24 protein-coding genes and 4 pseudogenes are annotated in these 24,494 nt (G+C 72.6%); 15 read left to right on the top strand and 13 right to left on the bottom strand.

Going from position 1 to position 24,494, the window contains the following annotated elements; translation table 11 throughout:
* Positions 1 to 18: 18 nt before the first annotated feature.
* Together ORI94_RS15650 and ORI94_RS15645 are read right to left on the bottom strand one after the other, a co-directional pair.
* Positions 19 to 270 carry a DUF5133 domain-containing protein gene (locus ORI94_RS15650; RefSeq protein WP_266075678.1) on the bottom strand — a complete coding sequence of 84 codons (252 nt, stop codon included), beginning with the start codon at positions 268 to 270 and terminating at the stop codon, positions 19 to 21.
* 60 nt (positions 271 to 330) lie between these two features.
* A pseudogene (locus tag ORI94_RS15645) lies at positions 331 to 699 on the bottom strand (ATP-binding cassette domain-containing protein); the annotation flags it as partial.
* A 274-nt stretch (positions 700 to 973) separates the two neighbouring features.
* On the opposite strand from ORI94_RS15645, the pseudogene ORI94_RS15640 reads away from it, so the two are divergent.
* A pseudogene (locus ORI94_RS15640) lies at positions 974 to 1,171 on the top strand (IS5/IS1182 family transposase); the annotation flags it as partial.
* 76 nt (positions 1,172 to 1,247) lie between these two features.
* Here the strand turns inward: ORI94_RS15640 and ORI94_RS15635 are convergent.
* The gene (locus tag ORI94_RS15635) at positions 1,248 to 1,685 is read right to left on the bottom strand and encodes a MarR family winged helix-turn-helix transcriptional regulator (RefSeq protein WP_266075676.1); all 438 of its coding nucleotides are present in this window, start codon (positions 1,683 to 1,685) and stop codon (positions 1,248 to 1,250) included.
* 69 nt (positions 1,686 to 1,754) lie between these two features.
* On the opposite strand from ORI94_RS15635, the gene ORI94_RS15630 reads away from it, so the two are divergent.
* Both ORI94_RS15630 and ORI94_RS15625 read left to right on the top strand, forming a co-directional pair.
* Positions 1,755 to 2,702: an NAD-dependent epimerase/dehydratase family protein gene (locus tag ORI94_RS15630; RefSeq protein ID WP_266075674.1), complete on the top strand. Its 948-nt coding sequence runs from the start codon at positions 1,755 to 1,757 to the stop codon at positions 2,700 to 2,702.
* Positions 2,703 to 3,309: 607 nt separating this feature from the next.
* Positions 3,310 to 3,465, top strand: a complete 156-nt coding sequence (locus tag ORI94_RS15625) for a DUF6131 family protein (protein WP_266075671.1) — start codon at positions 3,310 to 3,312, stop codon at positions 3,463 to 3,465.
* 24 nt (positions 3,466 to 3,489) lie between these two features.
* Here the strand turns inward: ORI94_RS15625 and ORI94_RS15620 are convergent.
* Positions 3,490 to 4,268, bottom strand: a pseudogene (locus ORI94_RS15620) (IS5 family transposase).
* A 21-nt stretch (positions 4,269 to 4,289) separates the two neighbouring features.
* Here ORI94_RS15620 and ORI94_RS15615 point away from each other — a divergent pair.
* Positions 4,290 to 4,673, top strand: a pseudogene (locus tag ORI94_RS15615) (beta-1,3-glucanase family protein); the annotation flags it as partial.
* A 267-nt stretch (positions 4,674 to 4,940) separates the two neighbouring features.
* Positions 4,941 to 5,147, top strand: coding sequence for a hypothetical protein (locus ORI94_RS15610; RefSeq protein ID WP_266075669.1), 207 nt, complete (start codon positions 4,941 to 4,943; stop codon positions 5,145 to 5,147).
* Between the two features lie 30 nt (positions 5,148 to 5,177).
* Here ORI94_RS15610 and ORI94_RS15605 read toward each other — a convergent pair whose 3' ends face one another.
* Together ORI94_RS15605 and ORI94_RS15600 are read right to left on the bottom strand one after the other, a co-directional pair.
* On the bottom strand, positions 5,178 to 6,698 hold the full coding sequence (locus ORI94_RS15605; RefSeq protein ID WP_266075667.1) for a hypothetical protein: 1,521 nt from the start codon (positions 6,696 to 6,698) through the stop codon (positions 5,178 to 5,180).
* Positions 6,699 to 6,805: 107 nt separating this feature from the next.
* The gene (locus ORI94_RS15600; RefSeq protein WP_266075664.1) at positions 6,806 to 7,561 is read right to left on the bottom strand and encodes an HAD family hydrolase; all 756 of its coding nucleotides are present in this window, start codon (positions 7,559 to 7,561) and stop codon (positions 6,806 to 6,808) included.
* 87 nt (positions 7,562 to 7,648) lie between these two features.
* On the opposite strand from ORI94_RS15600, the gene ORI94_RS15595 reads away from it, so the two are divergent.
* From ORI94_RS15595 to ORI94_RS15585, 3 genes are all read left to right on the top strand, one after another.
* A complete protein-coding gene (locus ORI94_RS15595) occupies positions 7,649 to 8,305 on the top strand; it encodes a nucleoside/nucleotide kinase family protein (protein WP_266075662.1) in 657 nt (218 codons plus the stop codon).
* A gap of 43 nt (positions 8,306 to 8,348) precedes the next feature.
* Complete coding sequence (locus ORI94_RS15590; protein WP_266075660.1) at positions 8,349 to 9,266, top strand: MurR/RpiR family transcriptional regulator; 918 nt, start codon at positions 8,349 to 8,351, stop codon at positions 9,264 to 9,266.
* A gap of 213 nt (positions 9,267 to 9,479) precedes the next feature.
* Positions 9,480 to 9,854, top strand: coding sequence for a hypothetical protein (locus ORI94_RS15585; protein ID WP_042170479.1), 375 nt, complete (start codon positions 9,480 to 9,482; stop codon positions 9,852 to 9,854).
* Positions 9,855 to 9,880: 26 nt separating this feature from the next.
* On the opposite strand, the gene ORI94_RS15580 is transcribed toward ORI94_RS15585, so the two are convergent.
* Positions 9,881 to 10,657, bottom strand: coding sequence for a peptidoglycan-binding domain-containing protein (locus tag ORI94_RS15580; RefSeq protein WP_266075656.1), 777 nt, complete (start codon positions 10,655 to 10,657; stop codon positions 9,881 to 9,883).
* A 73-nt stretch (positions 10,658 to 10,730) separates the two neighbouring features.
* Positions 10,731 to 11,570 carry a hypothetical protein gene (locus ORI94_RS15575; protein WP_266075654.1) on the bottom strand — a complete coding sequence of 280 codons (840 nt, stop codon included), beginning with the start codon at positions 11,568 to 11,570 and terminating at the stop codon, positions 10,731 to 10,733.
* A 226-nt stretch (positions 11,571 to 11,796) separates the two neighbouring features.
* Here ORI94_RS15575 and ORI94_RS15570 point away from each other — a divergent pair, with 226 nt between their 5' ends.
* On the top strand, positions 11,797 to 12,213 hold the full coding sequence (locus ORI94_RS15570) for a Zn-ribbon domain-containing OB-fold protein (protein WP_266075652.1): 417 nt from the start codon (positions 11,797 to 11,799) through the stop codon (positions 12,211 to 12,213).
* A gap of 52 nt (positions 12,214 to 12,265) precedes the next feature.
* Here the strand turns inward: ORI94_RS15570 and ORI94_RS15565 are convergent, their stop codons facing one another.
* Positions 12,266 to 12,652, bottom strand: coding sequence for a PPOX class F420-dependent oxidoreductase (locus tag ORI94_RS15565; protein ID WP_266075650.1), 387 nt, complete (start codon positions 12,650 to 12,652; stop codon positions 12,266 to 12,268).
* Positions 12,653 to 12,836: 184 nt separating this feature from the next.
* On the opposite strand from ORI94_RS15565, the gene ORI94_RS15560 reads away from it, so the two are divergent.
* Positions 12,837 to 14,201 (top strand): S1 family peptidase, encoded by a 1,365-nt coding sequence (locus ORI94_RS15560; RefSeq protein ID WP_266075648.1) that lies wholly within the window; start codon positions 12,837 to 12,839, stop codon positions 14,199 to 14,201.
* Between the two features lie 148 nt (positions 14,202 to 14,349).
* Here ORI94_RS15560 and ORI94_RS15555 read toward each other — a convergent pair whose 3' ends face one another.
* The 4 genes from ORI94_RS15555 to ORI94_RS15540 all read right to left on the bottom strand — a co-directional run bounded on the left by ORI94_RS15555 (position 14,350) and on the right by ORI94_RS15540 (position 17,739).
* Positions 14,350 to 14,535 (bottom strand): hypothetical protein, encoded by a 186-nt coding sequence (locus tag ORI94_RS15555; protein WP_266075646.1) that lies wholly within the window; start codon positions 14,533 to 14,535, stop codon positions 14,350 to 14,352.
* A gap of 439 nt (positions 14,536 to 14,974) precedes the next feature.
* On the bottom strand, positions 14,975 to 15,919 hold the full coding sequence (locus ORI94_RS15550) for an SDR family oxidoreductase (RefSeq protein ID WP_266075644.1): 945 nt from the start codon (positions 15,917 to 15,919) through the stop codon (positions 14,975 to 14,977).
* A gap of 105 nt (positions 15,920 to 16,024) precedes the next feature.
* Positions 16,025 to 16,654, bottom strand: a complete 630-nt coding sequence (locus ORI94_RS15545; protein ID WP_266075642.1) for an MBL fold metallo-hydrolase — start codon at positions 16,652 to 16,654, stop codon at positions 16,025 to 16,027.
* Positions 16,654 to 17,739, bottom strand: a complete 1,086-nt coding sequence (locus tag ORI94_RS15540; protein WP_266075640.1) for an S-(hydroxymethyl)mycothiol dehydrogenase — start codon at positions 17,737 to 17,739, stop codon at positions 16,654 to 16,656. Before ORI94_RS15540 ends, ORI94_RS15545 begins: the two co-directional genes overlap by 1 nt.
* 212 nt (positions 17,740 to 17,951) lie before the next feature.
* Between ORI94_RS15540 and ORI94_RS15535 the strand changes: the two genes are divergently transcribed.
* From ORI94_RS15535 to ORI94_RS15515, 5 genes are all read left to right on the top strand, one after another.
* Positions 17,952 to 19,727 (top strand): ABC transporter ATP-binding protein, encoded by a 1,776-nt coding sequence (locus tag ORI94_RS15535; protein WP_266075638.1) that lies wholly within the window; start codon positions 17,952 to 17,954, stop codon positions 19,725 to 19,727.
* A 198-nt stretch (positions 19,728 to 19,925) separates the two neighbouring features.
* Complete coding sequence (locus tag ORI94_RS15530) at positions 19,926 to 20,291, top strand: nuclear transport factor 2 family protein (protein ID WP_266075636.1); 366 nt, start codon at positions 19,926 to 19,928, stop codon at positions 20,289 to 20,291.
* 330 nt (positions 20,292 to 20,621) lie between these two features.
* Positions 20,622 to 21,098, top strand: a complete 477-nt coding sequence (locus tag ORI94_RS15525; RefSeq protein WP_266075634.1) for a (2Fe-2S)-binding protein — start codon at positions 20,622 to 20,624, stop codon at positions 21,096 to 21,098.
* Positions 21,095 to 23,479: a xanthine dehydrogenase family protein molybdopterin-binding subunit gene (locus ORI94_RS15520; protein ID WP_266075632.1), complete on the top strand. Its 2,385-nt coding sequence runs from the start codon at positions 21,095 to 21,097 to the stop codon at positions 23,477 to 23,479. The genes ORI94_RS15525 and ORI94_RS15520 overlap by 4 nt, the downstream gene beginning before the upstream one ends.
* Complete coding sequence (locus ORI94_RS15515) at positions 23,476 to 24,330, top strand: FAD binding domain-containing protein (protein WP_266075630.1); 855 nt, start codon at positions 23,476 to 23,478, stop codon at positions 24,328 to 24,330. Before ORI94_RS15520 ends, ORI94_RS15515 begins: the two co-directional genes overlap by 4 nt.
* Positions 24,331 to 24,494: the final 164 nt, after the last annotated feature.

Here is a 24,494-nt window from a genome sequence, read left to right as displayed (position 1 = left end):
GGCCCGGGCGACGGCCCGTCACACGGTCAGGCAGCGGCCGTCCGGGTCGGCGGTCCGGCCATCGGCCCCGGCCCGCCCCCGGGCGAGCAGCGTGTCCGCGCGGGTGACGGCCTCGCGGACACCGGTCGTCCCCGTCATCACGCAGAGCGTGTACGTGATGTCCTCCAGCTCGCGCGCCGCGACGGGCGAGGGCCGCTCCGCCTGCGCGATCTGCAGCGTCGCGTAACGTGTCAACAGTTGCCTGAGGGTCTTCGGATCCGGTACCAGCACGAACGGCGCCTCTCTCTGGGTGTGTGGCTGCGCCTACCCCCGTCCCGTGCAGACATTCCCTCAGACCGCCTGCCCGCTGTGCAGCGCGGTGTACGCCCCTCCCCGGCGCAGCAGTTCGTCGTGGGTGCCGATCTCCCGGATCCGGCCGTCCGCCATCACCACGATCCGGTCGGCACCGCGCACGGTGGACAGCCGGTGCGCCACGACGCATGTGGTCCGTCCGCGCAACAACCGGGCGAGCGCCTCCTGGACCAGCGCCTCGGAGCGGGTGTCCAGCGCCGAGGTCGCCTCGTCGAGGACGAGCCCCTTGGGGGCCCTGATCGGGGCGCGGGCGATGGCGAGGCGCTGGCGCTGTCCGCCGGGCAGGCGTGCACCGCGCTCCCCGACGAGGGTGTCGAGACCCCGGGGCGGCCGGTCGACGAGCTCCAGCCGTCGGGTGCCGAGGTGCAGACGTTCAAGCATGCGGGTGACCACACATTTGCCGTGCCGGAGCGCGTCAGCCGAATCCACGTCGTGGCCCTGGGCGGAGGCGGCGGGGCGGGCGGGGGCTACAACGACGGGTCCCTGACCGGTGGCGGAGGCGGGGCGGCCTACGTCTCGTGCACCCTCGCCGTCGCCCCCGGGGAGACGCTCGCCCTCACCGTCGGTGAGGGCGGCGTGGGCGGCAAGGCGGCCGAGACCTACACCGGCTGGCTCGGCCCGGCCGGTGATCGCGAAGCGGGACGAGCCCCACGGCACCGGTCTGGGCATTTTCCGCTACGCCGTCGAGCGCACCCTCGCCTGGCTCCACGGCTTTTGCCGCCTGCGGATCCGCTGGGAACGACGCGACGATATCCACGAAGCCTTCCTCGGCCTCGCCGTCTGCCCGATCACCCACCGCCACGTCCAACGCCTTTGCTAGCGGCAGTAAGTGGTCCTGACGGCGAGAGGTTCTTCGCCATCGGGACCGCTGCTGCACGCGGCCCGCGGAGCCCGGCTCAGGCCTCCAGCAGGGTCCGCAGCGTACGGCGGAGCTGGCTGGCCGCACCCGGGCCGACCGCAGCGAGGAACGCGCTCTCGGTCTCCTCGTACGCCGTCTGTGCGGCGTCGTAGGCGCGCACCCCCTGGTCGGTGAGCTCGACCACGTTCCTGCGCCGGTCCGCCGGATCCGGTCGGCGCGTGACGATGCCCTTGCGCTCAAGCACGTCGAGCAACGCCACCATTGTGGTGCGGTCGATGCCGAGCGTCTGCGCCACCTGCAACTGCGACGTCGGTTCGCGGTGGGCCAGGACGCGCAACGCTCCGAAGTCCTTGCTGTCGATCCCCAACGGTTCGAGCGCCGCGTCCGTCAGCGCCGTGAACTTCAAGGTGGCGTGCTTGAGGAGGTACCCCAGGACGTCATGCGGGTCGGCGGCGGCGCTCGCTTCGGTGGACATGCAACCATCTTACGCTTAGGCTGATCGTCAGTAATGCTGATAATCAGCACCGCATCGAGAGGTGTCGTCATGATCCTTGTCACCGGAGGGGCCGGATTCATCGGCACCCACACCGTCCGCGCGCTCGCCGAAGCGGGTGAGGAGTGCGTCCTCCTCCAGCGCCGCAGCCCGCAGGTTCCCCTCCCTCTCGCAGACCTGCCCATACACGTCGCCCAGGGCGATGTCGCCGACCTCGACGCCCTGCTCGCCGTCGGGCAGAAGTACCCGATCACCGGGATCGTGCACCTCGCCGTCGCTCTGCCCTGGCCGGTGGCGAGCGACGACCCGATCGGCGCGTCCGGACGGGCACTCGACGCGTCCCTCAACATCGTCCGCGCCGCGCAGACCTGGGGTGTGCGCCGCGTCGTGGCCGCGAGCACCATCGGCGTCTACGGCGGCACTGCGCACGAGGGCCCGCTCACCGAGGACATGCCTCTCTCCCTGGAGCACTTCCACGTCATCCCGACGTTCAAGAAGATCGCCGAACTGCTCGCCGGCCATCTGTCGGACGTGACCGACGTGGACATCGTCAACGCACGCATCTCCGGCACCTGGGGGCCGGGCGGACACCTGCCCGACCCGTTCTTCGCCGCCCCGTCGCTCGCACACGCCGCAGCGCGGCTGACCGAGCCCGATCTGACGGGACTCATGGCACCGCCGCACGCCGAGGACGCGCTCGATCTGCTCTACGTCAAAGACACCGGTCGCGCGCTCGCTCTCCTGCAGCTCGCCGACGAGCTGCACCACTCGACGTACAACGTCGCCTCCGGCCGGGCCACCAGCAACGCCGACGTCGTCACCGCGATCGAATCCATCGAGCCCGGCTTCCGGTGGAAGCTGCCCTCGGCCCCAGCGCGGCCCGTGAGCTGGCTCGACATCACGCGCCTGCGCGAGGACACCGGATTCGAACCCCAGTACGGCACCGCCGCAGCTGCCGCCGACTACCTCGCCTGGCTCCGCGCCGGAAACGAGCGGTGACACCCGGGTGGCCGCGCAGCACGGCCACCCGACCCCGGCCACGCCCTGGGGGAGGCGGGACGGCAGGCCGCTGGTACAACGTCGAGGTCCGCGCGCACGCCCGCACCCTGGTCCCGGCAGCCGAGACCCTGCCCGCCCCCGATCGCCCGCCACCACGCAGCAGCTGCGCCGAGCGCTGGTGGAGGCCGGGGAGGTGGACCTCGCCCGGACGACGGCGACGGCCCGCTGACCAGCTCGCTCCCGCCTCCGCCTGAGGTAGTCGTTCCCCAGTACTGGGGGCCGTTCCCGTATTGGCGGGGACCACACGGAGACGACTGGTACCTGCCACTCGACCGGCGAACCACCCCGCGCTCACGGGGATCTTCCTTACGTCGATGTCCACGTACGCACCGGCAGTTGGAGGCTGTGGGGATTGACCCGGTTGGGTGGTCGCTTCCTGAAGGATTTTCGAGAACGCGCGTGGACACCGTGTCGCCGGGTACAAGGGCTATCGCACCGAGATCCTGGTGCCATTCGGAGCCGGGGCCCACCAGTCGAGCGGAATTTGGGCCGGTGTGAAGCTCATACGCACATGCGTCTGAGCCGGACCTGACGACAGGAGCTTGAAATGATCATTCTTGGGCTTATTCTGCTGATCATCGGCTTGCTTGTCGGTATGGGGCTGCTCACGACGATCGGCGGCATCCTTATTTTGGTGGGCGTCATCCTGTGGGTCCTGGGCGCGACCGGTCACGCGGTCGGTGGACGCAAACACTTCTTCTAAGGCCAGGGCGCCCTGGAGGTTGTCTCACGTGGCCGCTTTCGCCAGTTTCTTGTAGCAGGTGAGGGCGGCGGCGAGGCCGAGGAAGGCGAGGAAGTGATCACCCTTGCGTTCGTGTCGGACGGTGAGGCGGCGGCAGCCGAAGAGCCAGCTGATCGTTCGCTCGATCCGCCAGCGGTGACGGCCGAGTCGTTCGCCGGACTCGATGCCGGACCTGGCGATGCGCACCGCAGATGCCCCGCTCGCGGAGCCATCTGCGGTGCTCAGCGGAGTGATATGCCTTGCCGGCCCGGAGCTTGACCGGCCGACGGCGGCGCGGTCCGCGCCGGGAGCGCACCGCCGGTATCCCCCGCGCCAGCGGCCGCAGGGCGTGGGTGTCGTGAACGTTCGCGCCGGAGGCGCCGACGACGAGAGGGAGCCCCCGGGCATCGGACAGGACGTGCAGCTCACTGCCCTTCTTGCCTCGGTCGACCGGGTTTGGCCCGGTCGGCGAACCCCTTTCTCACCCGCACGTTGGCGGCGTCCACGATGGCCGAGGTCCAGTCGATCTCACTGCGGGCCCCGAGCTCGTTCAGAACCGCCCGGTGCAGCTTTCGCCGGACTCCTGCCTTCGTCCAGGCGGCGAACCGCCGGTGCGCAGTCGCCGGCGAGACGCCGAACGTACCGGGCAGCAACTGCCCTGCACACCCACTGGCCAGCACGTACACCACCGCAGCGAACACCTGCCGCTCGTCGACCGGGGCCGTGCCCCCGCCCTGCTTCCGAGGCGCGAACTTCGGCAGCAAGGGCTCCGTCAGAGCCCACAGACCGTCAGGGGCAAGACGACCGGTACCTTCACGGGCCGGGTGCGCGGCGACCGGTTCACCTTCGACGGGCCCGCCCAGGTCTCCTTCGCCAGGCCGTCCGCCCGGGACGTCCTCTTCTGCGACGGGGCGCTCGCCGCCCCGAACGACGGTACGACCGGCCCGGTAGCCGCCGTGCTCGGCGCCGGCTTCAACCGTTCGACCCTGCTCAGCCACCCCGACCAGCCGACCACCGACGCCTCGGTCTTCTACCGGACCGAGCCCACCAACCACTACTCCAAGGCCGTGCACACGGCCACAAAGGACGGCAGGGCGTACGGCTTCGCCTTCGACGACGTCGCCGACTTCGCCTCGTACGTCCAGGACACGGCTCCCGCGGGCATACGCCTGACGCTGTCGCCCTTCTAGTCCGGAAGGCCGGGGCGGTGGAGCACCGAAGGGCCGGAAGACGGAGGGCGCCCCGCCTCGCGTCCGTGGTGGTCCCCACGGCGTGTGCCGCCGGCGCGGGCAGGTTTTCCACGGGCCGGGGAAGGTACTCCTGCACATGAGGAGCGGCCCCTTCGAGGCGGCGCCCCCGTGTTCCGGATGCGCGGCGGGCTCCCGCATTGAATGGTGATACCGGACCCGATGACCGCACCGGGGCCGCCACAGCCATCCGGACCCGAGGAGTAAGAGATGTCGACGTCCCAGCCCGAGAAGTCACGGCCGCCCGAGGACCGCACCACTCCGGACGGCCTGCTCCACGCCCGTACCGGCACCGACGTGTCGCCGGAGGACCTCGTCCTTGCCTCTGGCAAGGATCTCACCCCGCAGAACCTCGAATGGGCCAGGCGCAAGCTCGAGGAGGAAGGCCCCGCCGCACTGGACAAGATCCTCCCCTGACCCCTGCCCGGCCCTCCCCGTTGCCCCCCGTCACCCCGGCCCGACCGTGGTCGCGGTCCTCGGGGCGGCCTGCCCCGGCGTCGGCGCGATCCTGGCCCGGAGGTCGCCGATCGCGTGCGCGGGCCAGGCGCGGGCGTAGCCGGGCGGGGTTCCGCCGGGGCCGGTGAGCGCGGCGACGGGCACGCGGTCCGCCGCGCTCAGGATCTCCGCCACCGTGATGTTCTCGTTGTTCCCACCCGTCCCGCCGGAGGAGCAGCCGGTGTAGTAGGCCACGGGAATGGCTTCGTGACCGGTGATCAGACAGGGCGGGCGGACGCCGAGCCGGTGCAGTTCGCCGGCGGTGCGGGCCCAGTCCCGGCGGTCGTCGGTGGTGCGGTCCACGGTGTGCACCAGGACGGCCGACTGCACGGTCAGATGCCCGGCCAGCGCGAGCGCGACCAGTGACGTCACGACCGGCCGCCGTCTCCCGGCCGGTGTGCCGACCAGATGCCACAGTGCGTCGGCGACGGGGATCGCGAGCAGGGCGTAGGCGGGCTGGAGGAAGCGGGGAGCCGCGTACCCCATCATGAAGAGGTACGGGAGGGCGGCCGTGACCGCGCAGGCCAGCGGCAGCGCGGTGCGCAGCGCGCGCCGGGCCCGTACGGCGACGACCAGCGCGAGGACGGCCAGGAGCGGCAGGGCCAACCACCAGAGGGTGATCACCGGATGGGGCATCGCCCCGGTGCACGGACGGCACAGACCGCGCCCGCCCAGGCTGCGCATGTGGTCGTCGACGGCGAGGTGCAGGCCGAGCCCGCCCTGGATGCGGGAGGCCTCGGCCAGCCGCTCCCCCGGGCCGCCGTACCAGGCGTAGGCCTCGGCCAGCCACTCGGCCGCGCCCGCCCCGAGGCCCGCCGCGAGTGCGAGCAGCGGGCGGACGCGCCGGCCGGCCAGGGCGAGGACCAGCAGCGGGACCGTCACCCATACGGCGTCGGTGGGCCGCATCAGCGCCATCAGCGCAGCCCCCGCCGCGATGCCCCGGAGCGCTCCGCGTGCGGAGCGGTCGGCATGGTGGCGCAGGAAGCAGCCGACGGCGATCAGGGCTCCGAGTGCGACCCACTGGTTGGGCATGGCCTGGGGGCCGTAGAAGAGGGTGACCCACAAGGACGCGAAGAGGACGCCGCCCGTGACCAGGACCCGGGTGGGAAACAGCCCGTGCCAGGCGCGCAGCGCCAGGTACAGGCCCAGGCCGGACAGGACGGCGAGGTAGACCCGCAGCAGCGCGGTGGACTCCGACCAGGAGGCGACGGGCGCCACCAGGAGGGGGACGCCCCGGGAGCGCGGGGCGCTGAAGAAGGCGGCCGGATGGTGGGAGGTGACCTGGCTGACGTAGACGATCTCGTCCCAGCCGAGTCCCAGCACGGGGCGGACGAGAACGAGTTGGGCGACGGTGAAGACGGCGGCCAGGACCGCGAGCGGTGCGGTGCCGCTCGCGGGACGGGATGCGCCCGGCGAGGGCGTACGTCCGCGTCGCCGTCCTCCGGCGAGAAGGGCGCTCCTGCCGTCGGCCATCGTCCGTCCTTTGTCCTGTGTGCCGCTGACCCAGCCGATCACTTACGTGCAGACAGGGACAAATTAACCTGCGACGCGTGCCGAGGCAGGCGGGGCGGCGGATGCGGTCACCGCCCTGCGGGGCCTGCGGGTTTCCCGGTGAGTTCGGCGAGGTCCGTCACGACCCGGTCGGCGCCATGGGCGTAGAGCGCGTCCGGCCGGCCGACGCGGTCCACGCCGACGACGTATCCGAAACGACCGGCGCGGCCCGCGTCCATGCCGGCCAGCGCGTCCTCGAACACGGCGGCCCGGCCGGGCGGGACGCCGAGGTCCCCGGCGGCGGCGAGGAAGGTGTCCGGGCGCGGCTTGCCGGGGAGGCCGCGCCCGGCGGCGACCACACCGTCCACGCGGGTGTCGAAGAGGCGCTCGGCGTCGATGGCGCGCAGCACGTCCCGGCAGTTGGCGCTGGCGGAGACGACGGCAGTGCGCAGGCCGTCGGCACGGGCTGCGCGGATGTAGCGCAGGGTGCCGTCGTAGGCCTCCACTCCGCCGGCGCGGATCCGTTCCAGGAACAGCTCGTTCTTGCGGCGGGCGAGCCCGTGCACGGTCGCGGCCCCGGGCGGATCGTCCGGCGCGCCCTCGGGCAGGTCGAGACCGCGGGAGGCGAGGAAGACGCGCACGCCGTCGGACCGCGGGCGGCCGTCGACGTACTCGGCGTAGTCGGCGTCGGTGAACGGCCGGAAGTCCGTGCCGTCCCGCTCGCGCAGGAAGGTGTCGAACGCCTGTTTCCAGGCCGCCGCGTGGACGGCGGCGGTCCTGGTGATGACACCGTCGAGGTCGAAGAGGCAGGCCAGGATGTTCTCGGGCAGACCCAGATCCGTCATACGGGACATGGTCCCCCGTCCCGGTGGGCCGCACCCGGCGACGGGCGGGCAGCGGGCGGGGCGGCCGGGGGTGGCACACTCTCCCGTATGGCGCCGACCTTCGACGATCTCCTCCACCGGGCCCGAGCCCTCGGCCGGGACGGCCGGCGCGCGGTACTCGGCATCGCGGGCAGCCCCGGGGCCGGAAAGTCCACGCTCGCCGGGGAGTTGGTACGGACGCTGAACGGCACCGGGGAGCCGTGGGTCGCCCATGTCCCGATGGACGGCTTCCATCTCGCCGACGCCGAACTGGACCGGCTCGGCCGCCGGGACCGCAAGGGCGCCCCGGACACCTTCGACGCGGCCGGATACGCGGCTCTGCTGCGGCGGCTGCGCGAGGAGACGTACGGGGACGTCGTGTACGCGCCCGGTTTCGAACGGGTGCTGGAGCAGCCGGTCGCGGGGGCCGTCGCGGTGCCGCCGACGGCCCGGCTGGTGGTGACGGAGGGGAACTATCTGCTGCTGGACACCGGTGCGTGGGCGCGGGTGCGGCCGCAGCTCGACGAGGTGTGGTTCTGCGAGCTGGACGAGGAGGAGCGGGTCCGGCGGCTGGTGGCCCGGCACGTGGAGTTCGGCAAGCCCCGGGACGAGGCGGTGGCCTGGGTCACGCGCTCGGACGGGCCCAACGCCGAGTTGGTGACGCGGACCCGGCACCGCGCGGACCTCGTGGTTCCGGCGTCGGCGGTGCCGTGTGTTGGCCGGTGACGGACCGAATCGAACCGTCGTGGGAGACGAAGGAGGCGCCCCGGTGCCATCGCCGCAGCAGACACGCGCACAGGCATCCGCGATCACCTCGGGGAGGGCGGACCAGGGCACGGAGGTGTCCCCGACGTCCCAGCTCCGCACGCTGTTCGACAGGCCCCGCCTCTCCCCCGGGCAGCGGCGCATCGCCCAGTATCTGATCGAGCACCTCACGGAGGCCGCGTTCCTGTCGATCACGGACCTCGCCGAGCGCGTCGGGGTGAGCCAGCCCTCGGTGACCCGGTTCGCCTCTGCGGTCGGCTTCAGCGGCTACCCCGCGCTGCGGGAGAAGCTCCAGACGATCGCCCTCGGGGCGCTCCCCGGCGGGCCCGCGGAGGAGAACCGGGGCAACGAGCTGCAGGCGGCGGTGGACGCCGAGATCGAGAACCTGGAGAACCTGCGGCGGGACTTCGCCGATCCCGGCCGGGTCATCGAGATCGGCCGCACGCTGGCGGCGTCCGTGCCGCTGACCGTCCTCGGGCTGCGCATCTCCGTGTCCCTCGCCGAGTACTTCGGCTACGCCGCCCGCCGTATCCACCCGGACGTCCGGGTGGTGACCCGGGGCGGCAGCGTCGCCTACGACGCACTGCTGCAGTCACGGGAGGCCGGCGGCTCGTGGGTGCTGGCGTTCTCCATGCCGCGGCATGCCCAGGAGACCCTGACGGCGGTGCGGGTCGCCCGGGGCGCGGGGCTGAAGGTCGCGCTGATCACCGACCTGGCGCTGGGCCCCCTCGCGGACGAGGCCGACGTCGCCTTCGCGACCGGCACCGGGTCACGTCTGGTGTTCGACTCGTACGCCGCCGCGGGCGTGATGGGCGCGGCGCTGCTCCAGGCCATGACGGACGCGGACCCGGAGCGGACACAGGCACGGCTCGACGAGTACGAGCAGGTCGCCGACCAGCATCAGTTCTTCCTCCGGGACTGAGGGCACCATCGGGCGGACCTTCCCCTTCAAAGCGCGCATGAATGTTTTCATACGCCTTGAAAACCGGATGGCATATATAAATACTGCTGGCGGATCACGACATGTCCTGCGCGAACGCCCAAGACCGTCGGACCGCCCCCGGACCGGGCGCCGCGCCGGACCCGGGCAGCCCCACCCGTCGCCCACCCCAGCGACGCCGCACCCCCGGAAGCGATGATCATGACCGTGACGTCCACGCGCCTCAGTCCGGACTGGCCCTGCCAGGTCAAGGCACCCGGCAGCTACGACTGGGAGCGCTCGGCGGCCAGGTGGCTGCGCGAGCTGGTACCGGCGCGCTACGCGAGCTACCCCGCGTTCATCCGGCACCCCGTCCTGCTGGCGCGGCACGCCCAGATCCAGGTCGAGCACGAGATCCGGGTGGCGCGCACCGCCCTGCAGACGGCACGGGCCGACCTGCCCCGGCTGGGCCTGCACGAGGGGGTCATCGAGCACACGATCAAGCTGTACGCGGCCGAGGTCATGCAGTTGCAGCACATCGCCCGCAGCGTGCGCGCGGTCACCCGGGCGCTGGCGGAATCGGGCCGCTGACCGGGACGGGGCGCGCCGGTCGGGCGTCATCCCGTACGGGACTCCAGCGCGCGGCGGGTGTCGTCGCCGTAGACGCCGGTCTCGTCGCCCTGGACTCCGTACCAGAGCTGGAACCGGGCGACGGCCGCCGACAGGGCGGCGTCGTAACGGCCGCTGGCGGCGCCCTCGCGGTAGACGTCCGGGATGCGCAGGAGACGTTCCTGGAGTTCGGTCACCTCGGGTCCCGAGTCGCCCTCGCCGAGGGGCCCGGGGGCGGCCGGGGCCCGCACGGGCGGTGCGGCGGGCGCGGTCGCGGGCGGGCTCGCGGAGGGGCGGGGGCCGGGCGCGGCACGGACGTCGGAGTCCCGTCCCAGGAGCAGGACCGCTCCGCCGAAGCCGAGGACCGCCGCCGCGGCCACGGCGATCACCACGGCGGCCCGCCGCGTCACGGAACTGTGCGTGCCGGCGTGCGGGGAGCGGCCGGGCGCAGTGCCGTCACGCGAAGGACCGCGGGGCGAGCGGCACCGGGGGGCGGTGCGGCCGGACGCGGGAGCGTGGTGCGTGAAGTTCTCGTGCGCCGGGCCGGGCACGGCCGCCGGTGGCCGGGTGGATGGTCCGGGGGCGACCGACGGGAACTCCCGCGTCTCGTCCTGCGCACCGGCCACGGGCCCGGGCAGGGTGACGGACTCGTAGCCCTCGCGCTCCTCCCGTTCGAACTCCCTGAACAGTTCGGCGAGCGCGTCCGTGCGGCGGGGGCGCAGGACGCGGACGGGCTCGAGGGGCGGGCCGCCGTGCGGCTGCCCGGGGTCGGACTGCGTGGGCACGCTGCCCTCCTTCCGCTGCGCACGAGGGCGGGTCCGCCCACGGGAGGAGATACGCACCGGGGGCGGCGGAGGTTCAACCGGCGGCCCGCAGAAAGCGGTGCAGGGAAGCCGTCATGGCGGACGCGAAGGACTCCCGCGACACCGCGTCCAGGGCGTCGAGGGACAGGTACGGGTTCAGGTCCTCCAGCTCGACCAGCAGCAGTTCGCCGTCCGGGGCGCGGCAGGCGTCGACCCGTTGGATGCCGTGGTCGAGGGTGTTCCAGTCGACGAAGCCCCGGGCGAACTCCAGGTCGCGCGGGGTGGCTTCGTAGGGCTCCAGCCGCCAGCGCCGACCGGGGTCCGGGGCGTACAGGGCGTACTGGACGTCGTGGTCGACGAAGTAGAAGGAGACCTCGTACGCGAAGTCGATGTACGGCTGCACCAGCACGCTGCCGACGACGAACTCCCGTACGGCGTCCGCGGCGACGACACGCAGCCCCGTCGAGTCGGCGCCGAGCCTGGGTTTGACCACGTACCGGTCCGCCGGGGGCAGCAGGTGCAGGTCCTCCGCGCGGCCAACGGTGGGGATCACCGGCCACCCGGCAGCGCCCAGTTCGAGCAGGTACCCCTTGCCGGCCATGTCGCCCCGGCCGGTGAGCGGGTTGTAGACCGGCTTCCCGGTCTCCGTGGCCCGTTCGCGGAAGGCGTCGTAGGCGTCCGGGTACGTCATGACCGGGCCGCTGTTGCGGACGACCACGGCGTCGAAGCCGTCCAGCAGCGCAGCGGCGTCCCGGGGATGACAGAGCGCCAGGTCGAAGTCGGTGCGCAGCCGGGAGGTGAGCCGGACGTCCTCGTCGCCGTAGCGGCGCCCGCGGGCCGGATAGGCCGGGTCGGTGACGTACAGGAGGCGGGGACGGGGGCGGGCGGGCGCCATGCGGGGCTCCTCGGGGGACACAGGTACCTGATCATACGAATGATCCACCGGTGCCGGAACGGCGCGGGAGCACGGCGGACACCACCAGGGGGTACGGAGTGCCTTTACGGGTGGCACTGAGTGCCATACCCTGTCGCTGTGCACGGTGGCACAGGACACACCGGGCACATGCGTGCCGGGGCACCGTGCGCGCGGGATGGCGGCCGAGTGCAGGGAGTTGACCAGCGTGTACCACCACTCAGGAAGCGCGGCTCAGCAGGCAGCCGGCACCACGACGGGTCTGCTCGAGCCCCAGGCGGCGAACAGCGCGGAGGCCCTGGCCTTCCAGCGGTGCACCTGGTGCGGCACCGCGATGTACCACCGGCTGCTGTGCCCCGTCTGTCAGGGCAGCGACCTGCGTACGGAGCGCAGCGCGGGCGTCGGCACGGTCCGCCACTCCACGACGCTGCACCGCAATACGCCGGCCGCCCGGAACGTGTCCCTGATCGAGATGGCCGAGGGCTTCGTCGTCCGCGGCAGGGTCATGGGACCGCCGATCGGCATCCACAGCGGGGACCGGGTGCGGCTGTCCACGGCCAAGGACCCGGTGCGCGGTGAGCCGGTCTTCCAGCTCGTCGACGAGCCCTACCGCGCCTGGACCTGACCGTCCGCCCGGCAGCCCGCTTTGGACAGCAGGAGTTCAGCCGGCCGGGGATTCAGCCGGCGAGCGTGACCCGGATGCCGACGGTGCCGCCCCGGCCCCGGCGCAGTCGGCTGCCGAGCAGCGTCAGCCGGCCCGGCAGGCCGTACTTGCGAGCGATCAGCTCGCGGTAGCGGGCGGTGGTGGCCGCGTCGCAGATCGCCGCGGTGGCCGGGACCTGGTCACCGCTCGGACGGCCGCGCACGTCACAGGGGCCGACCAGGACATCGGCGCGAGCCCGGATGCGCTTCACCTTCCAGGAGTCGGCGGCGGTCCAGACCCCGAGCGCGTCCCCGTCCCGCACCACCCACACCGGGGTGGCCACCGGCGTGCCGTTCCGCCGGTAACTGGTGACCAGCAGGTACTTTCCCGCTCCGAGCCGCTCGAGCAACGCGTTGTCCATATCCGGCAGTCTAGGTCCGGCCGGCGCCTCCTGCGGTCGGTGCGCGGGCCGGCCGACGCCTCCCGGCGTCGGATCGCTCCGGCGGTGAACACGGCGGGGCCCGCGTCCGTATGGACCGAGGGCACTCGACTCAGGGGAGGCCCCGCGGTGTTCGCACCGCGCTGCTCTGGTTCGGGAGTCATGCATGAGGCACGCACGACGACGGGTCGTCCGGCGAGTGACACGGCTGGCTGCCGTCGGCGGACTCCTCCTCGGAGCGACGATGGTGACCCGCGCCGTCGCGGGCGAACCCCCGGCGCCGGCCCCGGTTCCGTACGCCGCGTCCGAGGAGGACACCGGTCCCGGCTCCTCGCTCGTGTCGCGGCTCGGTTCGTCCCGCACGGCGGGCAGCTGGCTCGGCGAGGACGGGCGCACGGTCGTCGCGGTCACCGACGAGAAGGCCGCGGCCGAGGTGCGGGAGGCCGGCGCGGACCCGACGATGGTGCGCCACAGCATGCGCGACCTGAAGTCGGCCACTCGGACGCTGGGGTCGGCGCCGCGCGTACCGGGGACGGCCTGGGCCGTGGACTACCGGTCGAACGAGGTGGTGGTACGCGGCGACAGCACGGTGTCCGCGGACGACTGGTCCGATCTGACCCGAGTGGCGGAAGGAGCCGGTGGTTTCGTCCGCATGGAACGCACCGAGGGCACCTTCACCACGCGGGTCAACGGGGCGGAGCCCATCCTGTCGACCGCCGGACGCTGTTCCGCGGGCTTCAACGTGACCGACGGCAAGCGTGAGTTCATTCTCACGGCCGGGCACTGCGGGCCGGACGGGTCGGTCTGGTTCGCCGACGACGGAGGCAGGAGGAAGGTCGGCACCACGGTCGGCGGCAGCTTCCCCGGCGACGACTACTCCCTGATCGAGTACGACGGCGGCCGGGCCGGCGAGGGCGCCGGTGTCGTCTCGGTCGGCAACGGCCAGGGCGTACGGATCACGGGTGTCGGCGACCCCACCGTCGGCCAGCGGGTGTTCCGCAGCGGCAGCACCAGCGGGCTGCGCGACGGGGAGGTGACGGCGCTCAACGCGACGGTGAACTACCCGGAGGGCACGGTCAGCGGCCTCATCGAGACCACTGTGTGCGCAGAGCCCGGTGACAGCGGCGGCCCGATGTTCTCCGAGGGCATCGCGCTCGGTGTGACGTCGGGCGGCAGCGGCGACTGCCGGCAGGCGAACGGTACGACGTTCTTCCAGCCGGTCACGAAGGCACTGACGCAACTGAAGGTGGACCTCCTCGTGGCCCCGGCGGCCGGGGGCGACGCGGACACGGCCGCCCCCGCTCCGTCGGCGGAGGACGCGGCAGCGGCTCCGGACACCGCGTCACCGGGTTCGTCGGCGGCGGGCACCAGCGCGTCGCCGCTGCTGTCCCGCCTGACCGACCCGCGGAACGTGGGACCCGGGATGCTGGTCATCGGGGGCAGCCTGATGACTCTGGTGGCGACCCGCTGGATCCGGTCGGAGCAGGACCGCAAGGCGTACCAGCGGCACTACTCGGCGACATGGGGCTGAGCCGGACGCCGGCCCGGGCATCGGCCAGGAGGCTCACCCGTGCCCCGGGCGGCTCCGGCCACGAGGAAGGCGGATGCGTCCCGGCCGAGGCCGGGACGGGTGAAGGGACAGGCGGAGGGAGGACCAACGGCACAGCCCGTGCGGCGCCTCAGGCCGCCTCGGCCCGCTCGGGAAGGGCCGCGGCCCACTCCTGGACGAGGCGCTGGTACTCCGCGCGCTGCTCGCCGCTCAGTGTCCCGCCCGACCGGAGCCACAGGGCCCGGATCTCCTCGTTGACCTCGGCAGCCGATCGCTCGGATGACGGTTCGAGAGTGGTGGACATGCTGTGAAGCATAGGACCACCGACGTGAAAGCCGCGTGAGTATTAACGAACTAATCGGACATAGCGGACAGTGTCACTGATCACGTCCATCTGCCATGGAACGTGGGCGAGTTCACATCCCCGAGCTCCCGTCCGCAGCCTTTTCCCTCCCTGGTGAAGGGCACGCGTTCCTGACGTCCTCGCCCGGTGTCGTCGGCGCCGGCCGGTTCGCCGTCCTGTTCCAGGCGCGCCCCGGCGTCGGTGACATCCACGTCGGCGAGCCGCTGCAGCCCAACCAACGGTCACGAGGGCGGCCCCCTACCTCGTGGACGTCTTCGTGACCGCCGGGAGCACCCGTGCCCCCTGCCCTCGGTGACCGCCCGTCGGCGCTGCAGGGCGGTACCCGGCTGAAAATCCCGGGCTTCGGGGAGGCGTCGCAGGCGTGACCGCGGCAACGGGGGGAGGTGAGCCGTCAGCGGTAGCCCGTGACGTCCGCCGGCTTGCCCGGGTCCTGGACCTCGACGAGGTAGCGCCAGGCGTCCGGACGGCTGCCGTCGAGGTCGGTGAAGCCGTACTCGCGGGCGAGGCCGCCGCTGGAGAGGGAAGTGCCGTTGAAGCGGGACACCCGTGGGTCGGCGGCGAGCGCGGCGACGGCCCGGCCCACGTAGCGCGGGGTCTCGGAGATGGCGAAGTGGGGCACGCGGGTCAGGGCGTCCCGCCAGTTGTCCTCCCCCACCCCGAACTCGTCGAGCATGATCTCCGAGCGGAGCCAGCCGGGGGTGAGCGCGAGGGCCGTGGCGCCGCGCGGGCCGAGTTCGTGGCCGAGGGCGAAGGCCATGCGCAGGACGGACGCCTTGGCGAGGTCGTAGAAGAAGGAGACGCGGTAGGTGTCGCGGTTGTAGTCCGCGGTGCCGTCGGTGACCTCGACGACCAGGCCGCCGGGGTGGCGCAGCAGCAGGGGCAGGGCGTGGTGGCTGGTGACGGCGTGGGTGTCCACCGCGAGCCGGAGCAGGCGCAGCCCCTTGTCGAGGTCGTGCTCCCAGACGGGGGCGTCCCATTCGAAGAGCTTCTCGCCGCCCCAGATGTCGTTGACGAGGACGTCGAGGCGGCCCTGCTCGTCGGCGATGCGGTCGACGAGGGCCTTGACCTGGGCGGGGTCCAGGTGGTCGGTGGGCACGGCGATGCCCCGGCCGCCGGCCTCGGTGACCAGGTCGGCGGTGTCCTCGATGGCCTCCGGGCGATCGTACTCGGAGCGCTCGGCGCGGGTGCTGCGTCCGGTGACGTAGACGGTGGCGCCCACCGCGCCCAGTTCGACGGCGATGCCCCGTCCGGCTCCCCGGGTCGCTCCCGCGACCAGTGCGACCTTGTACTGCGACGAGCCGTCGCTGCTCGACGACCCGGTGGTCGACTCCGGCATGATCCGGCCTCCCCTCACGTGCGACAGCGATCTGCTGTCGTTACGAGCGTGACGGGTAAGCCGGACATCCTCTGTCACCTTTTCCCTGAAGTCACCGGAGCGGCCTCAGTGGCCGCGGGCGATCCACTCCTCGAGGTGCGGGGCCTCCGCGCCGATGGTGGTCGGGTCGCCGTGGCCGGTGCGGACCGCGGTCCGAGGCGGGAGCGTGAGCAGCCGCTCCCGGATCGAGTCGATGATCGTCGGGAAGTGGGAGAACGAACGGCCGGTGGCGCCGGGACCGCCCTGGAACAGGGTGTCACCGGTGAATACGGTGGCGAGCCCGGGATCGTACAGGCAGACCGCACCGGGCGCGTGCCCCGGCGTGTGCAGCACGGTGAGGTCGGCGCCGGCCGCCTCGATCACCTGGCCGTCGACCAGCCAGGCGTCGGGGTCGCGGTCCGGGTGGGTCTGCCTCCACAGCGGCAGGTCGTCGTGGTGCAGCCAGATGGTGGCCCCGGTGCGCTCGGCCAGGGCGGGTGCGGCGTCGATGTGGTCGTTGTGGGCGTGGGTGCACACGATCGCCTTCAGGCGGCGGTCGCCCACGGCCTCGGCGATGGCGGCGGCGTCGTGGGCGGCGTCGATGACGACCACCTCGTGGTCGTCGCCGACGATCCACACGTTGTTGTCGACGTCCCAGGTTCCGCCGTCGAGGCTGAACTGCCCGGAGGTGACGAGGTGTTCGATGCGGGTGGCCATCAGAGCACCACCACCGAGCGCAGCACGTCACCGTGATGCATCCGCTCGAAGGCCTTCTCGATCTCGTCGAGCCGGATCGTCTCGGTGACGAACGCCCCGAGGTCCAGGCGGCCTTGCTGGTGCAGGTCGATCAGCATGGGGAAGTCGCGCGAGGGCAGGCAGTCGCCGTACCAGGACGACTTCAGGGAACCGCCGCGGCCGAACACGTCGGCGAGCGGCAGTTCGAGCTTCATCTCCGGGGTGGGCACGCCGACGAGGACGACGGTGCCGGCCAGGTCGCGGGCGTAGAAGGCCTGTTCGTACGTCTCGGGGCGGCCCACGGCCTCGATGACGACGTCGGCGCCGAAGCCGCCGGTGAGTTCGCGGATCGCCTCGACCGGGTCGGCCGTACGGGAGTTGACGGTGTGGGTGGCGCCCATGGAGCGGGCGGTCTCCAGCTTGCGGTCGTCGATGTCGACGGCGATGATCCGCGCCGCTCCGGCGAGCTGGGCACCGGCGATGGCGGCGTCGCCGACGCCGCCGCAGCCGATGACGGCGACGGAGTCGCCCCGGCCGACGTTGCCGGTGTTGATCGCGGCGCCGATGCCGGCCATCACACCGCAGCCGAGCAGCCCGGCGACCTGCGGGGAGACCGCGGGGTCGACCTTGGTGCACTGTCCGGCGGCGACGAGCGTCTTCTCGGCGAAGGCTCCGATGCCGAGCGCCGGGGAGAGTCCGGTGCCGTCGGTGAGGGTCATCTTCTGCTTCGCGTTGTGCGTGTCGAAGCAGTACCAGGGGCGTCCGCGCAGACAGGCACGGCACTTGCCGCACACCGCGCGCCAGTTGAGGACGACGAAGTCGCCGGGGGCGACGTCGGTCACGTCGCCGCCCACCGCCTCCACGACACCCGCGGCCTCGTGGCCGAGCAGGAAGGGGAAGTCGTCGTTGATGCCACCCTGCTTGTAGTGCAGGTCGGTGTGGCACACCCCGCAGGCCTGGATGCGGACGACCGCCTCGCCCGGCCCCGGGTCGGGTACGACGATCGTCTCGATGCGCACCGGCTCGTCCTTGCCCGGTGCGATCACGCCGCGTACTTCCTGCGCCATGGTGCTGGCTCCTTCGTCTCCCGGTGGTACGTCCTGTCGACCCTACGCGACCTGCCCGTGACCCGGCCGATCGGCTCCACAGCAGGTCGTGGCGTTCGTACCGGTGTTCCACACCCGTGTGCCGTGCCGGGTGGACCGGGGGCGCCCCGGCGCGTCCCGGGACCACCGCGGCGACGTAGCCTGAACTCTCCGCCCGACGCCCAGGGAGCGACGTGACCAGCACAGCGCCGAAGGCAGTACGGAAGTCCGCTCCGCCCGCCTGGCGGGCACTCCTCGGTTACGTGCGACCGCACCGGTGGGCCCTGCTGGGCGGTGCCTCGTTGTCCCTGCTGACGGGCGCGACCGGTCTGATGCTGCCGCTGGTCGCCCGGGGCCTGATCGACGACCTGTCGGACGACCGGGCCATCACCGGCGCCCTGGTGCTGATGTCCGCCCTCGTCGTCGCCAACGCCGCGCTGGGCGCGCTGGGTTCGTACGTGCTGCGGCGTACCGCCGAGTCGGTGGTGCTGGGGGCGCGGCGCTCGCTGTCGTCGTATCTGCTGCGCCTGCGGATCACAGCCGTGGACCGCAGTGAGCCCGGCGACCTGATGGCCCGCATCACCTCCGACACCACGCTGCTGCGGGAGGTCACCACGGACTCGCTGGTGGGCCTCGGTACGGGCGGTCTGACGCTGGTCGCGACCATCGCGCTGATGGGCTTCGTCGACCCGGTGCTGCTGGGGGTCACCCTGGCCGTGATCGTGGGTGCGGGGACGGTCCTCGCGCTCGTCGTGCCGCACATCAGCCGGGCCAGCCGGCAGGCTCAGGACGCGGTCGGCGTGATGGGGGCCTCCCTGGAACGGGTGCTGGGCGCGCTGCGCACGGTGAAGGCCTCCGGTGCCGAGCCACGCGAGGAGCGCGCGCTGCACGAGGCGGCCGAGGAGTCGTGGCGGCAGAGCGTGCGCGCCGCCAAGTGGTCGGCTGCGGCGGGCAACACGGCGGGGCTCGCGATGCAGGTCGCCTTCGTCACGGTGCTCGCGGTGGGCGGGGCGCGGGTGGCGACGGGCGCCATCGACATCGGCACGCTGGTGGCGTTCCTGCTGTTCGTCTTCTACCTCATGATGCCGATCCAGAGTGTCGTCGGCGCGATCACGCAGTACCAGACGGGCAGCGCCGCCCTGGCCCGTATCCAGGAGGCGCTGCGGCTGCCCGCGGAGCCGGCCGCGGGGCCCGCGCTCCTGCCCGCGCCGGGTACCGCGCCCGCCGCGCCCGCCGCACTCGCCTTCGACGACGTGCGCTTCCGCTACGCGGACGATCTGCCGTACGTGCACCACGGTGTCTCGTTCACCGTGCCCGCGCAGGGCATGACCGCGTTCGTCGGCCCGTCCGGCGCGGGCAAGACCACCGTCTTCTCGCTCATCGAGCGCTTCTACGACCCGGACTCCGGGGTGATCACCCTCGACGGGCGGGATCTGGCCGACTGGGAGCTGTCGCGGCTGCGGTCCTCGATCGGCTACGTGGAGCAGGATGCGCCCGTCCTGTCGGGTTCCCTGCGCGACAACCTCCTGCTCGGGAACCGGGAGGCGGACGACGACGCGGTGGCGCGGGTGGTGAAGACGACCCGGCTCGACGGGCTCGTCGCCAGGCTCCCGGACGGGCTCGACACCCTGGTGGGGCATCGCGGCACCAAGCTGTCCGGCGGAGAGCGCCAGCGGGTGGCCATAGCCCGTGCGCTGCTGCGCAGCCCCCGGCTGCTGCTGCTCGACGAGGCCACCTCGCAGCTCGACGCGGTGAACGAGGCGGCGCTGCGCGACACCGTCGCCGATGTGGCCCGGACGACGACGGTGCTGGTGGTCGCGCACCGGCTGTCGACGGTGACGATGGCCGACCGGATCGTGGTGATGGACGCGGGCCGGGTCCGCGCGGTCGGCACGCACCGGGAACTGGTGACCGCCGACCCGCTGTACGCGGAGCTGGCGGCGACGCAGTTCCTCGCGACGAGCGGGTGATCCCTCTCAGCCGTCCGCCCCGCACCCGGGCGGACGGCTCCGCCCGGGTGCGGGAGGGTGCGGGCGGGCCGGAAAGAGCGGGCGGTCCGGGGAGTGCGCGGGGCGGGCTTGCCGTACTCACCGGGCAGGGGGAGGCTCGTAGGTGAGGCCCGGTGCGGCCCGCTCCGGACCGGGCCGAGGCCCTCGAAGGAGGTCATCATGACAACCTCGGCAGAACCCCGCTTCGATACCGACACACTGCGCCGGGGTCTCGAGGCCCCGACGGCCGCGCCCCTGATGGCGCTCTACGCGGACGACGCCGAGCTGCGCATCGTGGACCGCAACACCCAGCCCAGCCACCCCATGGTCCTGCGCGGCCGGGACGAGATCGCCACCATGCTCGACGACGTCTACAGCCGTGACATGACGCACCAGCTGGAGCGGTGCGTCATCCAGGACGACCGGGCCGCCTTCAGCGAGACCTGTGTCTACCCGGACGGGGTGCGGGTGTACGCGGAGTCGATGGTCTCGCTGCACGACGGCAGGATCACCGACCAGACGATGATCCAGGCCTGGGACGAGTGATCGGTCCGCTCCGGCCGGGCGCGGCGCAGGGCGCCAGAAAGTACAGGACACGGGGCCGGGCCCCCGCGCTCCGGTCGTGGAGCGCGGGGGCCCGGCCCCCCCGGCGGCTGCCCGGCCCCCGGCGCCGGCCCCCGGCGCCCGGGGCGGGGGCCGGGGGGGCCCGGCACCGCGGGCGTCTGCCGTGAACGCGCCGGACCTCAGCGGTGGATCGACGCCCGAGAGGTCCGTGCGCACCACTCGCCGTCCTGCGGGACCGGCCATAGAGTGACCTGCGTCACCCCCATGGTCCGCCGACACTCCGTATCCGCCCGCACGGTCTCTGGAGAGCACATGACCCGTATCTCGGTGAAAGTGGACGGCACGACGTACGAGGACGAGGTGGAGCCCCGCCTGCTGCTGGTCCACTACCTGCGCGACCGGCTCGGCCTGACCGGTACCCCGGTCGGCTGCGACACCTCGAGCTGCGGAGCCTGCACGATCGAACTGGACGGCACGAGCGTGAAGAGCTGCTCGGTGCTGGCAGTCCAGGCCGACGGGGGTGAGGTGACCACCGTCCAGGGGCTGGCCCGGGACGGCGAGTGGACACCGCTGCAGCGCGCCTTCCACGAGCAGCACGCGTTGCAGTGCGGCTACTGCACCCCCGGGATGATCATGGCGGCGCGTGATCTGCTGCGCGAGAACCCGGACCCCGACGCGGACGAGGTGCGTGACGCGCTCGAGGGCAACATGTGCCGCTGTACCGGTTACCAGAACATCGTCCGCGCGGTCCTCGCCGCCGCCGCCACGTCGGAGGAGGTCACGGCATGACCGACCAGAGCACCGACCGGAACGTCGAGCGCGAGGTGGGCCGGGGCCGGCTCCGCAAGGAGGACGCCCGGCTGGTCACCGGGCAGACCAACTGGACCGACAACATCTCCGTCACCGGTCTGCTGCACATCGCGATCCTGCGCAGCCCCATGGCGCACGCCCGAATCGAGCGGGTCGACGTCTCCCCCGCCCTCGAACGCCCCGGTGTGGTCGCCGCGTTCAGCGGACGTGACCTGGCCGAGGGGCTCGGTTCGCTGCCCTGTGCCTGGCCCGTCACCGAGGACATCGTGCTGCCGGACCATCCGCCGGTCGCGGTCGACGAGGTGCGGCACGCGGGCGATCCGGTGGCGGTCGTGGTGGCCCGCGACCGGTACGCGGCGGCCGACGCGCTGGAGGCGGTCGAGGTCGACTACGAGCCGCTGGAGCCGGTACTCGACCTGGAGGCGGCACTCGCCGAGGACGCCCCGCTGGTCCACGCGGACAAGGGCACCAACCGCAGCTACGTGTGGCCGCTGAAGGCGGGCGAGGACTACGAGACGGTCAAGCGGCGTGCCGACGTGGTCGTCACCCGCCGCTTCCACCAGCAGCGGCTGATCGCGAACGCGATGGAGCCGCGCGCGGTCGTCGTCACGCCGCTCGCCGCCTCCGGCGAGTACACGGTCTATTCGGCCACCCAGGTCCCGCACATCCTGCGGGTGATGCTGGCGACGGTCACGGGGATTCCGGAGCAGAAGCTGCGGGTGGTCGCCCCCGACGTGGGCGGCGGGTTCGGTTCCAAACTCCAGGTGTACGGGGAGGAGGCCGTCGCGCTGGAGGTCGCCCGGCGGCTGGGGCGGCCGGTGAAGTGGACCGAGTCCCGTTCCGAGGGCTATCTGGCCACTCACCACGGCCGCGGCATGATCCAGGACGTCGAGGTCGCCGCGACCGGCGAGGGCAGGCTGCTCGGTCTGAAGGTCGACCTGCTCGCCGACATGGGCGCCTATCTGATGCTGGTCACGCCCGGCATCCCGATCCTCGGCGCCTTCATGTACCCGGCGATCTACAAGATGGACTCCTACGACTTCACCTGCACCGGTGTGTTCACGACGAAGACACCGACGGACGCGTACCGCGGCGCCGGGCGCCCGGAGGCCACGTTCGCCATCGAGCGGATCATGGACGAGCTGGCGGCCGAGCTCGGCATCGACCCCGTCGAGGTGCGGCGCCGGAACTGGATCCGGCACGAGGAGTTCCCGTACGACTCGATCGCGGGCCTGACGTACGACAGCGGCAACTACGAGGCGGCCACCGAGAAGGCGCTCGCGCTGTTCGGGTACGACGAGCTGCGGGCCGAGCAGCAGAAGCGCAACGAGCGCGGCGACACCGTACGGCTCGGCATCGGTGTGTCGACGTACACCGAGATGTGCGGGCTCGCCCCGAGCCGGGTGCTGCGGGACCTGCGGTACGCGGCCGGCGGCTGGGAGGCGGCGAGCATCCGCATGCTGCCCACCGGCAAGGTCGAGGTGGTCACCGGCACCAGCCCGCACGGGCAGGGGCACGTGACGAGCTGGAGCCAGATCGCCGCGGACGTGCTGGGCGTGCCGTTCGAGGACATCGAGGTGGTGCACGGAGACACCAGGGCGGCCCCGCAGGGCATGGACACGTACGGTTCGCGGTCGCTGGTGGTCGGCGGGTCGGCGGTGCACCACGCGGCCGGGAAGGTGGTCGAGAAGGCCCGCAAGGTCGCTGCGCACCTGCTGGAGGCGAACGAGAACGACCTCGACTTCACCGACGGCGTGTTCAGCGTCAAGGGCTCGCCCGAGGCGCGCAGGACGATCCAGGAGATCGCGTTCGAGGCGTTCACCTCGCACGACGTGCCCGACGGCATGGAACCCACCATCAACGCCGACCAGGTGGTCGATCCGGAGAACTTCTCGTACCCGCACGGCACCCACCTGTGTGCCGTCGAGGTCGACACCGAGACGGGCAGGACCCGGATCCGCTCCTACGTCTGCGTCGACGACGTGGGCCGGGTGATCAACCCGGTGATCGTGGAGGGCCAGGTGCACGGTGGTCTCGCCCAGGGCATCGCGCAGGCGCTGTACGAGGAGGCGGTGTACGACGACGAGGGCAACCTGGTCACGGGCACCATGGCCGACTATCCGGTCCCGGTGGCCGGTGACCTCCCGGAGTTCGTCACGGAGCGGACCGAGACGCCGGCGACCTCCAACCCGCTGGGCGTCAAGGGCGTCGGCGAGGCGGGGACGATCGCCTCGACGCCCGCCGTGGTCGGCGCGGTCGTGGACGCTCTGCGGCCGCTCGGGGTGAACGACGTGACGATGCCGTGCACGCCCGAGCGGGTGTGGCGGGCAGTGCGCTCGGTGAAGGAGGCCTCCGCATGATCCCCCCGTCATTCGACTACGCCCGGCCCACCGGCCTCGACGAGGCGCTGCGGGTGCTCGCCGACGGCGGTGAGGACGCGAAGGTGCTGGCCGGCGGGCAGAGCCTGCTGCCCCTGCTCAGGCTGCGGCTGGCCTTCCCCGAACTGGTCGTGGACATCGGCCGTGTACCGGGGCTGCGCGGAGTGCGCGAGGACGGCGGCACGCTCGTCATCGGCGCGATGACCACGCACCACGAGGTCGTCCGGGACCCGCTGGTGCGCCGGCACGCCGGACTGCTGGCCGCCGCCACCCGCACGGTCGCCGACCCGGCCGTACGGCACCGGGGCACCCTCGGCGGCTCGCTGGCGCACGCGGACCCGGCCGCGGATCTGCCCGCGGCGGTGCTGGCCATGGACGGCGAGCTGGTCGTCGCCGGTCCGGCCGGCCGGCGTACGGTCCCGGCCCACGAGTTCTTCGTCAACTACCTGGAGACGGTGCTCGCGCCCGACGAACTGCTGGTCGAGGTGCGGGTGCCGAAGACGGACGGCTGGGGCTTCCACTACGAGAAGTTCCACACGGTGGCGCAGTCCTACGCGATCGTCGGTGTGGCGGCGCTGGTGCGTCGCGACAACGGACGGATCGCAGAGGCGCGGGTCGGGCTGAGCAACATGGGCGCGACCCCGCTGCGGGCCACGGCGGCCGAGCGGGCCCTGGCCGGCTGCGACGACGCGTCGGCCGTGGCGCGGGCCGCGCAGTCGGCGCCGGACGGCACCCAGCCGCCCAAGGACACCTCGGGCTCGCCCGAGTACCGGGCGCACCTGGCCCAGGTGCTCACCCGGCGGGCGGTGCTGACCGCGGCCGGGATGGGGTGAGGCCGATCAGCGGCGGAGCGGGAAACCACGGGCCGGGCCAGGCCGGAGCGGACCAGGACGAACCGGAGCCGGGCCGGACGGAACCGGGCCGGACGGAACCCCGCGTGAGGCGGCCCGGCGGGCCGGGCAAGGTCGGTGCCGGACCGGTTTTGGGCCCGGGGACG

It is taken from the genome of Streptomyces sp. NEAU-W12 (assembly GCF_026242095.1).
In the GTDB taxonomy this organism is placed as follows: Bacteria; Actinomycetota; Actinomycetes; order Streptomycetales; family Streptomycetaceae; genus Streptomyces.
The sequence above is the reverse complement of the archived record's forward strand: the minus strand, read 5'-3'. Positions and strand labels throughout refer to the sequence as shown.